Below are 15,075 nucleotides of genomic sequence, written 5' to 3'. Positions count from 1 at the left end.
ACGTCCGTTGGGTAGGGTTTGCGTTCTGGCATTGCGCCAGGTTACCAGGTTTGACACAAAGTGCCTAACACGCTCTAGCGTGCTTTATTTTCCGTTTTCTGAAGCCACCCCGGATATAGGGCAGCACGATGCATCTGTCGAGCCCCTCGAAGCGTGGCTCGCCCGAAAAATTCTCCCTTTGGGTCTCCCTGTCCAGTCCGTTTTGCCGAATCGTTTCACTCGGGGCATCGAGCGAGTGTATTCGCCGGCACGCGGTTTCTGGCACAACATCCACGCGGAGCGATTCGTTGACGAACTCGAGCGTTGCGAGCCGACGTACCTCGCCGATATTGCCGCGGAGTGGTCGGGAGCGGGATGTGGTTCATTCCGTGACGACGTTATCAACGAAATTCGCACGAAGCAATTCGACGAATACAGCGCAACGTTTTTGCTTTCGGTGCCGAACCTGTCGGACGATGACGAGAAAGTGTATGACCTGCTCGAACGACATCTTCGGAAAGCCAGAGCGGACACGCATCTTCGCTATCTTGAACTCGACGGTGTCAAAGCAATCGGCCACATCCGCGACATGATGGACCAGCTTTGGGAGCACGCTCATCCCGATTGCGTGTGACGAAGGCCGTAGGGGGAACGACGTCAGCCACCCCTACTTCTCAGCCCGAACATTGCTCGGCGAGTTTGGTATGACGTGTGATTTTCCGGCGGAGGTCGTGCTTCCGCCTTCTTGTGTCGCGGCACTACAAGCGCTTTCCTCCGTTCGCCAACGCACATTGATTTCGCTGCCCTGCTGCTAGCGTTCCGGTGGTTTCGTGCTCCGACTCTCGTCAGTTCGGCTAGCCTTCGAGAATGTCCACGTCTCCCCGACCCGGTAGATTGGCACGTCAGCCGCGGACATATATGCTTGCTCTTGAGCCACGGTCGGTGTTGTCAGGCAGCCGAGCAACATTGCGGCACTGCAACAAACGGCGGAAAGCCCTCGGGTGATTCCGATGGCAGACTCACGCTCAACGTTCTGTTCAGATTTCTTCCAGTTCCTGGCACTTCTTCACATAACCTTGTGCAGGTTGGTACGGGATCGAATCATGTTAAACACCAGTCTCAGGTCACAACTGCAGACGTATCTGCGAAACATCCGCAGACCAGTTGAAATGATCGTGTCGCAGGGCGGTGGTCAAACGTCGCACGAGATGCTGACGATGTTGAACGAAATCGCGTCGTTGACAGATCTGGTGACGGTAATCGAGGAGCAGCAAGGCGACGAACGCAAGCCATCATTTTCAATCAGGCAGCCCGGAGCAAAAGCCGGCATTCAGTTTGCCGCCACTCCAACAGGACCTGAATTTTCGTCCCTTGTCCTCGCGATACTCCAGGTGGGAGGACATCCCGTAATAGCCGACCGTACGACCATTGAACAGATCCGAACGCTAGAACGTGACTATTATTTCGAGACCTATATTTCGCTCTCTTGCGGAAGCTGTGTGGACGTTGTGCAAGCGCTGAACATGATGACGGTGATCAATCCACGGATTCACAACATTACGATCGACGGAGGAATTTTTCAAAGCGAGGTGTCGGCGCGTGATATTAGCGTTGTGCCGACGATCTACATGAACGGCGAGATATTCGGCGAGGGGCGCGGCAGCATTGCGGAGCTCGCCGCGAAACTTCTCGACATAGAAATGACCATGAGAGCGGCACTGCGCGCGGCGGGTAGGCCGTAGCACCGCGCTGAAGCTTATATCGGTGAGAAGTAACCCTGGGGAAATTCGTCCCGGGGGCGCGGTTATCCGAAACGCTGAAAGGACGCAACGAGTGGGCCCCAGTCGAGCGCATCGGGCGGTAGTCGGGCCAGGTCCAGCCGTTCGCTCACACCTCTGCGTGGTCATTCGAACGTCCGCTTGGCTCCAGATAAGAGACCTTTACGCGCTGATCTTGTCGGTTGTATCGTCGGCCTTAGCTAGCCCAGTCTGCTCGCAATCAGTAACCAATAAGCCCTCTGCCTTATGTTGTGTCTGACTTTGAAGTGTGATGCGAGCCGATCCAGTCAGGCAACTCCTGCGTCCAGGTCGTTTCGGCGTACGTGTAGGTCGAGCGCCGAGAACGGCAACGAATAGCTCGGCGTCGTGGACTTCGCCGGTCTGCGTGTCGATGATGGCGATCCTGTCGCGGGGTAGTCAACGAACAGCTTCTCGCCGGGCGCGTGCGTCCGACCCAAGGTCAGCATTACGCGGTCGTTCTGAGCGCCGAAGCGGGCAAGCGTAAAGCGTTTCCGGTGAGTGTCGAGTCGAATGGCCGCCGCTGGAATTTACCAGCGACAGGAGCGGGTCGCCAATACCGAAGCGGCGTCCGAAGAAGCGGGAACGGTCCACGCCGTTTCACTTTCCCGATGTCGACAGATCTTCCTCCAGAAAGCGCAGAATCGCCTCCGTTAGCGCCTCACGGGGGTATGCGTTCTGCGTGACGAACAGCGAGCCGATCATGTCATGGGTTCGCGCGATAGGCACGGCCAGTGCCCAGTGATCGGCATTGACGTAGCCGATCAGGGCGCTTCCGGGCACGACCTGATCGTAGAAGATCACCTGGCTGTCATTACGCGGATCGATTCGCGAGAGCTTGTCGTAGCTCGATTCAAGTATCGACGATATGCGCTGCGGCTCAGGGAACGTTACGAGCGAGTAGTACCGTACATCGCCTGGAAGCGGATTCTGCGCCATCCATGCCTGACGGGTTGCGGGTCGCAGGCTTTGTACGGCCCCGCCATCTCCCGACGTGCAGGTCGCGCCCGGAAAGTGCCGCAGCAGGTCAGCCTGATATTGCTGTGCATCGTTGGCGAGCGGCGATCCGCCGACCGCTCCGGCGGCGCTGACGACGGCCGCCACGCGGCTACGGATCTCCGGATAGGCAACGACGGCCTCGAGAATGTCCGCCGCCCCCTTCGAGTAACCGATCAGCACGAGGCGTGCGGGTCCGTCGGGCGGTGGCATGGTCATCACGGCATCGCGGATCTGGCGTGCATTGTGAGCCGAACTCGACAACCCGTCGACATCGAGCATGAACCCGTCGTATCCGTATTGGCGTAGTTGTTTCGTGACAGTGCCAGGCGCATTCAGCCACGGCTTGAAGCAGTCATACCCGATGCCGGGAACGACTGCCGCCATGAGGTGCCGCGTGGATTGGCCCAGAGCGACGGGCGCGCCCGTGCCGGCCGGTTCGGTGCCCACGCGTGTCAGGGCACTTTCGCAAGGGCTGTAGTCAGGAAGCGCCCGGCCGTGCGCTTCGAGCACCGCGCAGTAGATTTCCCGAAACCGCGCCCGCTTGTCCTGCACGCCCGCATACGATGCAGGAACGAGCATGAGGGGCGGCGTGTCCGTCGTGTAGGGAACGAGCGGCTTCGTTGCGCATGCTACCAGCGCGAGGCAGGATACAAGGGCCGCGAAACCGGCTCGGGCATTCGCCGATGCACGCGCATGCTCGACCGGTCGCGGCGTGACCCCATCTTCCCGTTCGGAGACGGGGTTACTTGCCGACATCGCCGCTCTCCTTGCTTGCTGCGGGTTCACCCTGTTCCAGATAAGGCACCCAGTCGAGCATTTCCACGTTTGTAAAACTGAGGGGGCGCGTCGCGAAGAACATCACGGCACGCAGTCCGTCGGTGTAATAACGCCCGCCGTTCAGCGTGGTCCGCGGATGTCCCTGAGGTGACGCACCTACGCCGTTCACGAAGCCGAGTTTATCCAGACCGCCTGAATACATCATGTCCTGGACCAGCAGGTTCCTTGCTTCGTCGACGTCTTCGTGGAGCGTGCCGCCGTCCGTATCGTCGTGTGCGAAGCGGCCCCCGACAGGCCGTCCGACCTGCACCAGATACACTGCGTCACCGTTAAAGCGGATGGGCGCGAGCCACGCGCGCAATGACGTGGAGGGCGCGCCCGTTTGAGCTTCCTTGCGCAGGATGACGTCGGGCGTGCGTCCGAACAGCTGTTGCGCCAGGTCATTTTTCCGCCTATCGCGACGATAGCTACGGCGCACGACCGCCGCCCCAATGTCTCCCAGCGTGCCGATGACCACCACGTTCAATGGATCGGCTGCCGTTTTCGCTTGTTCATCGGTCGCGCAGCAGGGCATCTGTTCGAGTGCTGCGCGCAACGAGGCCAGGTCGTGGTAGTCGACGACGTCGGCTTCGGGATACTGGAACAGCGTCAGCGTGAAACGCGGGTCGGCGGCGTCATCCGGCACGGGCAGCAACAACGAGTAGGGGATCAAGGTTTTGCTGCCGAGCAGATCGATATTGACGAGTTTTATCTGCCGGTCGGGGTTGGCGAAAAGAATCCCTGTCCGGGTTTCGCCGGGCGGAACAGGATTTTTGAATCCGAGCTTGTTCAGGTGGCTGTCGATTTCCGCATTGGTCGCCCCTCCAAGCAGCGTGTGCATGGACCATGCGACTTCGAGTGGCGAGAAGTAGTTGGGATCTGTCCCGGAGTGGAGCAACCATAACGCCTGCGAAGTGCGGTTCTCCACTTCGATCCATAGCGGCTGAACGATGTGCCTGTTGATGTCGGCGCCAAACATGCGCTTACTTTCATCGGCTCCCAGCACGCTCACGCTGACCCGGGTGTCCTGCTTCGTCGCGCTCACCGCTCGCTCGCGCAGCGGCGCATCGTCGAAGCTGGTCGGGGCCGTCCACGTCGCACAGCCCGCGAAAACGAGTAAGAGGACAACGCTGCCTGCCACTTTCTTTAATGCCCGTTGCCACGCTGGCGATTCGCTCATCGTTTTGCTCCCTGGGGTAGCGCGTTGAGCTTCGCGGCTGCCTCCCAAGGGAAGAATTCGATCCCTGAGAGCGACGTGGGTTGCCGGTCGAATACGAGTACCTGCCGATAGCCGTCCGTGAAGTACGGATCGGTAGTGAGGTTCTCTTTTGGGGCGCTTTGCGGCGCGGCGCCGACTCCGTTGACGAACCCGATCTTCTGGAGGTTCTGGGAATAGGCCATGTCCTCCGTCAGTGCCGTGCGCGCCTCGTCGACGTCCGGGTCGATCTTGTGCGTTGTAAACGTGGGCGAGTGAAACGTAAGACGGACGCCGATATCCCGGCTGATCTGGCCCACCCACACGGGCTTGTCGTGATAGCGCATCGGGCTTAGCCAGAGTCGCAGGTGATTGCGCTGGTGAATCGTGTCGCGCGCCTTCTGCAAGGCAAGGTCCTGGGGCCGCCCGAACAGGTAAAGATCACTGATAGGCGCATTGACGTAACGGTCGCCGGACAGCGCCGAGGTAATCGTCTTCATGATCGCACCGGACCATTTCTGTTCGGTCGGACTCCAGCCGCGGCGCACCAGTGCGGCAAACGCGTCGTCCAGCCCGCCCACGATGATGAGATTGAGCGGATCGCCGTTCTTCGAACCGTCCTCGTTGGTTGCGCAACAGGGAAGCGCTTCGAGCGCGGCACGGAAAGCGTCGTCCTCCGTGTAGTTCACGATTTTGTCCGGCGGATAGATATCGCGCCGAAAAACCGCGCTGATATGATAGTCGGCGTAAAAACCGGGCACGACCATGAGGAACGAAAACGTCCGCGCTTTTTCGCTCGCCACGAGATCGAGCTGGACGAGCTTCGCACCTTCGCTGAGGTTGGTCAGCACGTAACCGGATACGGTTTGCCCCGGCAGGATTGGGTTGTGGAAGGCAAGCGCACGGAAGCGCCGGTCGAGTTCGACGTTTCCGCCGTGCACATCGCCATCGCCAAACGCCTCGGCGGCTTCGGAAGCCGGGAAGAAATTTGGGTCGAGGCCCGGCGACATCAGGAAATAGCTGGCCGTGTCGTTGTCCTGCACCTCGATCCACACAGGCTGAATGCCCTTGCTGGCGAGCGGCACGCCATACACCGCCGCGCTTTCTTCATCTGAAAGCACCGCCGCGGAAACGTGGAGGCCGCCTTCGGTGCGGCTCACGGCTCGGCTCTTATAGCTGATTCCATCTGGGTTCGGCAGCGTGGCGGCCGCGCAACCGCATAACGCGAAGACGATGACAACGGCAGCCAGCCGTCGATTCACGACGCGGTCCATCGCATAACCTCTTTGCCGCGAGCCAAGGCGGCACGCCTGTCAATGGGCTGATGTCAACCGATCTTTCCTGCACATTCAGGCTACTCTCTATATAGCCTTCCGGAATATGCGGGTGGAATTATAGTGTGCGGCTACGAGCGCGCCACCATTAAAAATCGACAACATCGAGGCCTCGCTCATCCTCGATCGGCGCACGACGCGTGTCGGCGTTAGCGGACGCTCGAGCGTTTCGTTGTGCGTGCCACCGCTGGAAAACGAAGCCTGTTTCGCAGCTTAGTCAGCCTTCGCCGCGTGTGTGCATAAGACCAAAGGCCGATTTACGCATGCGCCGATAGTCGTCATCGTATTGAAATCGTAAGAAGCATACGGTTGGGGACTGGCTCAGAGGTGCTCGTTACTCTGCCCGTCACTCTCATTGACTGCATGATCGATAGGCTATTGCCACTAACCTTGCTGCGGGTCGCCGCTGAAAGGTTTGCCTCTGCGGCGTACACAAAGACTCATTCGCGCGGCTCATTCAAACCTGGTAACGACCAGTCAGCGCTGAAAAGGTCCGTAATGAAGGAACGTTTTCGAGTTTCCGGGCGATGCGAATCGTTCGGGCTTGCATCCATGCTCACGCGACGTTGCATCAAACCCATGGAAATGCGGATCCAAAGTGAGGGATGAAAAGATGAAACCGTTACCGATTCTCCTAATGACTGCCGCCACCTTGACTGCCTGTGCGACTGCACCGATGCCACCGAACGCACAATCGGTCGGTGAAAGTCAGCAGCCGGTCGCCGCAGTCGCGCAATGCATCGCTCAGAAATGGGCGAACCGGTCGCAACAGACAGTCATATCGCAGGTCATTGTGGCGAACAATCAGGCGATGGATGTCTATGTTCCAGGGCAGCGGCCGCCGGATGGCGCTGCAGCTGTCGTGCGGCCCTCGTGGACGGGCCACAAGACCTGGGTCGGATTTCGCTCGGGTGCAGGTGCGGGTGGAGATGCCACTGGCGAGATCAACGCGTGCCTTTAAGCCGGAAGGCCGGAGCCCTTGATGGCAACCACGGCCTTCGTCCGCTGTGAAGCCGACAAGGTCAGAAGCGCTCGGCTATGTATTTGAACGGATATTGCGCGTCCTTATAGCCATGGGATTTTTACCACAACCGCATCAAACGCGATAGCCACCCCCGGGTACACTCCGCGGTTTCCTCCCTCGAGCTTTGTCCAACGCCTGCCCGCACGCGTGCTCGTGCACTCATGGGCAGCGGACAAGGGCAGGCGTCGAACGACGCTTAACGAACTGAGCCGACCGCGTCAGGCAAAAGTCGGCCACAACCTGTCGATAGCCAAAGCGTCGATAAAGACGTTCGGGCGGCTCCTGAGGCCTCAAGCCCGACGTTTGGGTGTCGGCTTGGGCCTTCCACAGCCCTGTAGACTGAACCGGTCGCACATTAGGCCCCTTCACAGGCACTGATGGTCGGCAAGAGGGCAACAGCGAGACTCCTATGCTGGGAAATGAGGCAACCGGCTAGCTCGGTGGCAGGAGCAATCGCGACTTACTCATGCAGATCCCGCAATGCGTGGTCCACGACACGCCCACGTGCAGCCTATGCGCCGAAGACGCAGGACACTTGTCCGGACAGGTGGTCGGTAACGCATTGAAATATATTCGATTGGATGGGGCGACCCGACGTCGACTAAACGTTTAAGGAGGACATTCTATGCCTTTGACATCTGTCGAGAATCGCGAACAACGGTTAGTACAACGTGTGAGGTAAAGACGAAATGGAGTCCTGAAAATGAGTGCAACCATTAACTCAATGATTCTCGGCGCGTCGCTTTCATTCTGTACTAGCGTGACGTGGGCTCAAAGCAACCACATGCCCCAGCAGGGAAGCGCGACATATACAGGCTACTACCTTAACCATGTGTTATCCACGATGGATATGGGCGAGCAGGGTTCGGGTGCGGTGATCGAAGGATTCGGAATTACTCGCAATACTAAAGGGCAGAAGCCCTTCGACAAGCTTTCGGTGCACTGTCTTTTTTTTGAAGGTGCTCGTGGTGGCAAATATTCGGAGACAGGTTCATGCACGGAAACTGATACGGACGGCGACAAGATCTACCTCGCGGTCTCGACGGACGCTCAGACATTGACCGGGGGCACCGGAAAGTACAAGGGCATCACTGGTGATGGCACCTTTTCCGGACATCCCTTGCGACCACCTGCACCCGACACGTTTGCGGTTATCTTGGAGCACAAGGTGAATTGGAACATGAAGTAGCCGCCTTTGGCTTTAAGCCGAGTCGCTCGTGAAGCCAACGGGGGTCGGAAGTCCGCTTCTTCAATAATGTTATCGCGAGCGGCTCGGACGGCAAGATTGCAGGCTCTTCGTTGCCCCTCACGCTGGGCTGCGAAAACGAACCCGTTGCCTCGACCCCCCCCCCCGCGCCTGGAGAACAGTTATCTGCCTCGCACACAAAAATTCAGACACTCCCTCGTCACCTGCGGTTGAATTCCATCTGAACCTTGCCTAATTCCGTCCCTATGCGTTGCCATACCTTGTCTGGTCACGACAGAGCCCACGCAGTACTTCCAGCTTTGCCGTTGCCACGACTCTCGGTATGCCGCGGACGTGACGTACCATTATTATTATCTGCAAATTCCGCTAGCGGGGACGTTATGCCGACTACAGCCCAAAGTAAATTCCGCGAAGCCGCTCTCGACTACCACGAATTCCCGACGCCTGGCAAAATTGCCATCGCGCCGACCAAACTGATGATCAACCGGCGCGATCTCTCCCTGGCGTACTCGCCAGGCGTCGCATTCGCGTGCGAGGAGATCGTCGAGAACCCGCTGAATGCCGCCCGCTTCACCGCGCGCAGCAATCTCGTCGGCGTCGTGACGAACGGCACGGCGGTGCTCGGCCTCGGCAACATCGGGCCGCTCGCCTCGAAGCCGGTCATGGAAGGCAAGGCTGTCCTGTTCAAGAAGTTCGCCGGCATCGACGTGTTCGATATCGAGCTGAACGAGTCCGATCCTCACAAGCTGGTCGAGGTGATCGCCGCGCTGGAGCCGACCTTCGGCGGTATCAATCTGGAGGATATCAAGGCGCCGGAGTGCTTCATCGTCGAACGCGAATGCCGCAAGCGCATGAAGATTCCGGTATTCCACGACGACCAGCACGGCACGGCCATCGTCGTCGCGGCGGCCATCACCAACGGTTTGAAGGTGGTCGGCAAGGACATCAAGCACGTGAAGTTGGTCGCCTCCGGCGCGGGTGCGGCATCGCTCGCGTGTCTTGGCATGCTCGTCGACCTTGGCCTGCCGCTCGAGAATATCCTCGTGACGGACCTCGCGGGTGTGGTCTACAAGGGGCGCACGGAGCTGATGGACCCGGACAAGGAACGCTTCGCACGCGAAACGGATGCGCGCACGCTGGCCGAGGTGATCGGCGGCGCGGACATTTTCCTCGGCCTGTCGGCCGGTGGCGTCCTCAAGGCCGACATGGTTGCGCAGATGGGCGAGGCACCTTTGATCTTCGCGCTTGCAAATCCGACGCCCGAAATTGAACCGGATTTGGCGCGAGGAATTCGGCCTGAGGCCATACTGGCTACTGGACGTGCCGATTATCCGAACCAGGTTAATAACGTTCTGGTGTTCCCTTTCATCTTCCGCGGCGCGCTGGATGTGGGCGCGACGACGGTTACGCGCGAAATGGAAATCGCGGCGGTGAACGCGATCGCGGAACTGGCGCGCCAGGAGCAGAGCGACATCGTTGCGACGGCGTATGGCATTCGGGACTTGTCGTTTGGTCCGGAATACCTGATTCCGAAGCCTTTCGACCCGCGCCTGATCGTCAAGATCGCGCCGGCGGTGGCGAAGGCGGCGATGGAGTCGGGCGTGGCGACCCGTCCGATCGAGGACATGACCGCGTACGAGCAGCATCTGCAGCAGTTCGTCTATCGCAGCGGCGCAACGATGCAGCCAATCTTCCTGCTGGCACGCAGCGTCGAGCCGGAAAAGAAGCGCATCGTGTTCGCGGAAGGGGAAGACGAACGCGTGCTACGCGCGATCCAGATCGTCGTCGACGAAAAGCTCGCGAAGCCGATCCTGATCGGCCGGCCGGCGGTGATCGAGCAGCGCATCGCGCGCTATGGCCTGCGTCTGGTCGCTGGTCAGGACTACACGGTGGTCAACACCGACCACGATGAGCGCTACCGCGACTTCTGGCAGACGTATCACAAAATGATGGCACGAAAGGGCATAAGCGAGCAGATGGCCAAGCTTGAAATGCGGCGACGCACGACGCTGATCGGCTCGATGCTGATGCATAAACGCGAAGCCGATGGCATGATCTGCGGCACGATCAGCACGACGCATCGCCATCTGCACTTCATCGATCAGGTGATCGGCAAGCGTGAAGGCAGCAGCGTCTACGCGGCAATGACGGGGCTGGTGCTGCCGGACCGGCAGATTTTCCTCGTGGACACGCACGTGAACGTCGATCCGACGCCGGAGCAGCTCGCCGAGATCACGATCATGGCCGCGGAGGAAGTGCGCCGCTTCGGTATCGAGCCGAGGGTTGCGCTGGTGTCGCATTCGAATTTCGGCACCAGCAACGCGCCGTCCGCGCAGAAGATGCGCGATGTACTCGAGATCCTCAAGGAACGTGCGCCGGGCCTGCAGGTGGACGGTGAAATGCAGGGCGACGTCGCCCTCGAGGCCAATCTGCGCCGTGAAGTGCTGCCCGAACCGACGCTCGAAGGCGATGCGAATCTGCTCGTGCTGCCGAACATCGACGCCGCGAACATCTCGTATAACCTGCTTAAGACGGCGGCGGGTAACAATATCGCGATCGGACCGATGCTGCTCGGCGCTGCGAAGCCGGTGCATGTGCTGACGGCATCGGCCACGGTGCGTGGGATCGTCAACATGGCAGCATTGGTCGTGGCCGATGCGGGCGCCGCAGACCTGCCGTCGCGGGACGAGTGACACTTCACCCGTCAGCAGCGGGTTGGCGGGGCTGGCGAGCTTGCAATCAGGCCGTGGGCCGACCGTGTGTGGTGGTCGAGCAGTATTGCCCGAAGCTCGACAATAACCTCCAGCGATTTGTCTGGAGCGCATGTGCGGATCCACTTCGTCCAGCACTGGCCCAATCTGGCGGACCTGGCGTGCAAAGAGTCGACGTACGACAACGCCTTTCATGCCGGTGACGAAACCTGCGCCGCCACGCCCACGGAGGTTCGAGCGCTTCATCTCGTCGAACAGCGCCCTCCACGTGTGCCAAGGTCGGACCCAGCCCGTCGGCCAGGTCAGCCAGCATGGCGCGCGGCAGCCAGCCGTGTTGCACTTGCGCTTCACGCAGAATCTGCACAAGCGCATGCGGATTACCGCGATGCCGCGCCAGCAGCGAGTTGATCGCATCGCCTGGCACGTCGGCGAACTGAGCCAGACCGGGTCCGGAAGCCACGATAGCGCCCTCCTCTCAACCCTTGGCGAACTCGAGCACCACACGCGACGGGACATCGCCGTGCGCGAGGCGATGGAACACACTGTTGATCGCCGAGAGCGGCTGCAACTCGATGTCCGCTTTGACATTGCCGTCAGCAGCGAAGGCAAGCGCTTCGGCCATATCGCGCCGATTGCCGACGAACGAGCCGCGAATCGTGATGCAGTTCGCCACGACGTCGAACAGGGGCGTCGGAAACTCGCCCGGCGGCAGGCCGACGAGCACGCGGGTGCCGCATTTGCGCGTCATGCCGACGCCTTGCTTGAACGCCCCCAGCGACGGCGCCGTAATCAGCACGCCATGCGCACCGCCCCCAGTGGCCTTCCTGACGGCCGCAATCGCGTCACCGTCCTTTGCGTTGACCATCGCATCGGCGCCAAGGCGTTTGGCATGCGCGAGCTTGCCGTCGTCGATGTCGACTGCGCACACATGCAAGCCCATCGCCTTGGCATACTGAATGCCGAGGTGGCCGAGGCCACCGACGCCAGAGACCACGACCCATTCACCTGGCCGTGCCTGGGTCTCCTTGATGCCTTTGTACGAGGTGATCCCGGCACAGATGAGGGGTGCCGCGTCGCGAGCCGCCAGATAGGCTGGGATATGAGCCACATAGTTCGGATCGGCGACGATGTATTCGGCGAAGCCGCCATTCTTCGTATAGCCACCGAACTGCGCTTCGGCACACACCGGCTCGCGCGCCGCGAGGCAAAACTCGCAATGTCCGCAAGCAGAATAGAGCCATGGCACACCGACGCGGTCGCCCTCATTCACAGCGGTGACACCCGCGCCGACTGCGGTGACGATACCGATGCCTTCATGGCCTGGTATGAACGGCAAGGTTGGCTTTAACGGCCAGTCCCCGTTCGCGGCATGCAAATCGGTGTGGCATACGCCACAGGCTTCGGTTTTGACCAGGGTCTGGCCTGGACCGGGCTCCGGGATATCCAGTTCCTTTAGCACCAGTGGCTTGCCGAACTGTTCGACGACGGCAGCTTGCATTTTGTATGTCATGGCTTGTACCTCGGTTGCGATGAATTCAGCGTGCTAGGCCACGGCGGGCAATCCGAGCCCTCTGACCGCTTCACTCATCTTGATGAGCACGGCCTGAGCGTCGCCATAGACCATGTTGCAGTTGTCTGCGTAGAAGAGTTCATTGACGATGCCGGCGTAGCCCTTGCCTTCCCCGCGCTTGATCACGAACACCTGCTTGGCGTGGTCGGCGTTGAGAATCGGCATGCCGTAAATGGCTGAGGATTTGTCGGTGCGCGCGGCAGGGTTCACCACGTCGTTGGCGCCGATCACGAGCGCCACGTCGGTCGTGTCGAACTGATCGTTGATGTCCTCGAGTTGGAAAATCATGTCGTAAGGCACGCCGGCCTCGGCCAGCAAGACGTCCATCTGGCCCGGCATACGGCCGGCCACCGGGTGAACCGCAAACTTCACCGACACGCCGCCCGCCTGCAGCATCTTGACGAATTCGTACAGCTTGCCTTGACCTTGCGAGACCGCGAGACCGTAGCCCGGCACGACAATCACCGAGGCCGCGTAGCGCATTGCGATGCCTGCGTCGCCTGCTTGTGTCGGCTTCAGGCTGCCCTTGATCTTGCCCTGCTTGCGCGTGGCGACCTCGCCGAAGTTGGTGAAGATCACATTACTCACGGATCGGTTCATGGCCTTGGCCATCAGCAGTGTCAGCAACATGCCGGCTGCACCGACCACCATGCCGGCGATCATCAGCGCGGGGTTCTGCAGCACATAGCCTTCAATGCCGACCGCTAGCCCGGTAAAGGCGTTAAAGATCGAAATCACCACCGGCATGTCGGCGCCGCCGATTGGCAGCGTCATCAGGATGCCGAGCGCCAGCGCACAACCGAAGAACAGGTAGATCCAGGTCGGCATCGCCCATATCAGCGCTGCCCTGTCCGCGCTTGCGACAACGATGTAGACGCCAAGCAAGCAGGTGGCCAGCAGCACCAGTCCATTGAACACCTGCTGCCCTTTCACTCGGACGGGCTTGTTGATGACGCCATCGAGCTTGGCCCAGGCGATCAGCGAACCCGACAGGGACACCGCGCCGATAAGCGCGCCTAGCAGGGTCATGATGAGCGCGTTCGCGCCCTTCGCCTTGTTGCCGAACAGTTCCACCGCGGCAATCGCGCCGGCCGCGCCGCCACCCATACCGTTGTAGATCGCTACCATCTGCGGCATGGCGGTCATCGCCACCTTGCGGCCGCCCCACCAGGCCACCCCTCCGCCCAGTGCCAACGCAACGACAACGAGACCCAGGTTGACCGGCAGGTTGGACCGGGCCGCCGCGCTGACGTCGAAGGCATACAGGAAGCTCGCGAGCACGGCCACGGCCATGCCGATGCCGGCGACGAAAATGCCCGAGGGCGCCGTAACAGGCGACGACATGCGGTGCAGGCCGTAGAGAAAGAGAAAAGCAGCAGCGAGATCAACCGCGCCGATGCCGAGTTGGGGGAGCAGGGTCAACATGGCGGCGTCCTCAATGCTTCTTTGCGTGGATGGACTTCACGGTGCCTGACTTGCTGTGTGCACCGTGCGCGCCGTGCGCCGCGGGGTGGCCGCTGGTCTTGAACATGGCGAGCATGCGGTCAGTGACGGCATAACCGCCCGCGGCATTGCCCGCGCCGAGCAACACAGCCACGAAGCCGATCACCTGCTCCTGCACCGTGCTCGCGTTCAATAGCGCATAGATGCCGCCCACCACGACAATGCCGTGCACGAAATTCGAACCCGACATGAGCGGCGTATGCAGGATGGCCGGCACGTGTCCGATGATCGCCCAGCCGGCGAAAGCGGCCAGCATGAAGATGTAAATCGCGACGAAACCGGAAATGCTGATCTGGAAGTCCATCACAAAGTCCTTGGTCGGAGCGTGTTCGTGCCGGTGTTGAGATCGGCGCTGATACCGGCGCTCATGCAGGCGTAACAGGTTCGGCTTTCGCGGGGCGCTTCTTCGCAGCCGCAACAGGCTTGGCCGCCTCGTCGCTCGCCTCCGCCTTGTTCTCGCCCGCGTGGGTGAGCACCGTTTTGGCAAGAACTTCGTCGCTCCAGTCGATCTCGATGACGTTGTTTTTCATGATCAACGCGAGCAGGTTGTACTGATTCTTCGCATACAGTTCGCTCGCGTCTTCGCCGAGCAGCGAGGGCACGTTCAGCGGCGCGACAATCGTCACGTTGCCGATCCGAGTGGTCTCGCCAGGCCGCGTGTCTTCGCAGTTGCCGCCGCCTTCGGCCGACAGATCGACGATCACCGAGCCCGCTTTCATGCCGGCCACTTGTGAGTGGCTGATGAGCTTGGGCGAGGCCTTACCGGGAATCGCGGCGGTTGTGATAATCAGATCGGCGCTCTGGATGTGCTTCGTCAGCACGTCCGCGACCTTATTGACCTTTCCATAAATCATGACGTCACCACAAGGTTGCCTGAATCCAGCACGCGGCGATGATCGAAGGTCGGTGCTGAGCGCTTTTGAGCTTGTTGCGAGCGACGG

12 protein-coding genes and 3 pseudogenes are annotated in these 15,075 nt (G+C 60.4%); 6 read left to right on the top strand and 9 right to left on the bottom strand.

Translation table 11 applies throughout. The features are described from left to right. Both HV796_RS36960 and HV796_RS36955 read left to right on the top strand, forming a co-directional pair. A partial coding sequence (locus HV796_RS36960) for a hypothetical protein (RefSeq protein WP_217478111.1) occupies window positions 1-613 on the top strand: 613 nt, incomplete at its 5' end. Between the two features lie 469 nt (window positions 614-1,082). Then, window positions 1,083-1,721, top strand: coding sequence for an alkyl hydroperoxide reductase subunit F family protein (locus HV796_RS36955; protein ID WP_175232802.1), 639 nt, complete (start codon window positions 1,083-1,085; stop codon window positions 1,719-1,721). Between the two features lie 307 nt (window positions 1,722-2,028). Here HV796_RS36955 and HV796_RS44575 read toward each other — a convergent pair. The 4 genes and pseudogenes from HV796_RS44575 to HV796_RS36940 all read right to left on the bottom strand — a co-directional run. Then, window positions 2,029-2,206: pseudogene (locus tag HV796_RS44575) on the bottom strand (IS21 family transposase); the annotation flags it as partial. A gap of 169 nt (window positions 2,207-2,375) precedes the next feature. Further along, window positions 2,376-3,530, bottom strand: coding sequence for a hypothetical protein (locus HV796_RS44570; RefSeq protein WP_246356253.1), 1,155 nt, complete (start codon window positions 3,528-3,530; stop codon window positions 2,376-2,378). Beyond that, window positions 3,517-4,770 carry an LssY C-terminal domain-containing protein gene (locus HV796_RS36945; RefSeq protein WP_175232801.1) on the bottom strand — a complete coding sequence of 418 codons (1,254 nt, stop codon included), beginning with the start codon at window positions 4,768-4,770 and terminating at the stop codon, window positions 3,517-3,519. The genes HV796_RS44570 and HV796_RS36945 overlap by 14 nt, the downstream gene beginning before the upstream one ends. Next, window positions 4,767-6,059: an LssY C-terminal domain-containing protein gene (locus HV796_RS36940; protein WP_175232800.1), complete on the bottom strand. Its 1,293-nt coding sequence runs from the start codon at window positions 6,057-6,059 to the stop codon at window positions 4,767-4,769. Before HV796_RS36940 ends, HV796_RS36945 begins: the two co-directional genes overlap by 4 nt. A 673-nt stretch (window positions 6,060-6,732) precedes the next feature. On the opposite strand from HV796_RS36940, the gene HV796_RS44565 reads away from it, so the two are divergent. The 4 genes and pseudogenes from HV796_RS44565 to HV796_RS44560 all read left to right on the top strand — a co-directional run. After that, entirely contained in the window at window positions 6,733-7,080 is a 348-nt protein-coding gene (locus tag HV796_RS44565; protein ID WP_246356252.1) for a hypothetical protein, read from the top strand. Between the two features lie 766 nt (window positions 7,081-7,846). Next, window positions 7,847-8,332 (top strand): hypothetical protein, encoded by a 486-nt coding sequence (locus tag HV796_RS36935; RefSeq protein ID WP_175232799.1) that lies wholly within the window; start codon window positions 7,847-7,849, stop codon window positions 8,330-8,332. A 398-nt stretch (window positions 8,333-8,730) separates the two neighbouring features. Next, window positions 8,731-11,043, top strand: a complete 2,313-nt coding sequence (locus HV796_RS36930; protein WP_175232798.1) for an NADP-dependent malic enzyme — start codon at window positions 8,731-8,733, stop codon at window positions 11,041-11,043. 109 nt (window positions 11,044-11,152) lie between these two features. Further along, a pseudogene (locus tag HV796_RS44560) lies at window positions 11,153-11,250 on the top strand (IS5/IS1182 family transposase); the annotation flags it as partial. A gap of 127 nt (window positions 11,251-11,377) precedes the next feature. Here the strand turns inward: HV796_RS44560 and HV796_RS46090 are convergent. The 5 genes and pseudogenes from HV796_RS46090 to HV796_RS36910 all read right to left on the bottom strand — a co-directional run. Then, a pseudogene (locus HV796_RS46090) lies at window positions 11,378-11,425 on the bottom strand (hypothetical protein); the annotation flags it as partial. A gap of 111 nt (window positions 11,426-11,536) precedes the next feature. Then, window positions 11,537-12,571, bottom strand: a complete 1,035-nt coding sequence (locus HV796_RS36925; RefSeq protein ID WP_175232797.1) for a zinc-dependent alcohol dehydrogenase — start codon at window positions 12,569-12,571, stop codon at window positions 11,537-11,539. A gap of 33 nt (window positions 12,572-12,604) precedes the next feature. Continuing rightward, entirely contained in the window at window positions 12,605-14,056 is a 1,452-nt protein-coding gene (locus HV796_RS36920; RefSeq protein ID WP_175232796.1) for an NAD(P)(+) transhydrogenase (Re/Si-specific) subunit beta, read from the bottom strand. Window positions 14,057-14,066: 10 nt separating this feature from the next. Next, entirely contained in the window at window positions 14,067-14,438 is a 372-nt protein-coding gene (locus HV796_RS36915) for an NAD(P) transhydrogenase subunit alpha part 2 (RefSeq protein ID WP_175232795.1), read from the bottom strand. A gap of 61 nt (window positions 14,439-14,499) precedes the next feature. After that, entirely contained in the window at window positions 14,500-14,988 is a 489-nt protein-coding gene (locus HV796_RS36910; RefSeq protein ID WP_246356251.1) for a Rossmann-fold NAD(P)-binding domain-containing protein, read from the bottom strand. Between the last annotated feature and the right edge of the window lie 87 nt (window positions 14,989-15,075).

The organism is Paraburkholderia humisilvae (assembly GCF_902859855.1).
GTDB classification, from domain to species: domain Bacteria; phylum Pseudomonadota; class Gammaproteobacteria; order Burkholderiales; family Burkholderiaceae; genus Paraburkholderia; species Paraburkholderia humisilvae.
This window is presented reverse-complemented; position numbering and strand designations above follow the sequence as displayed.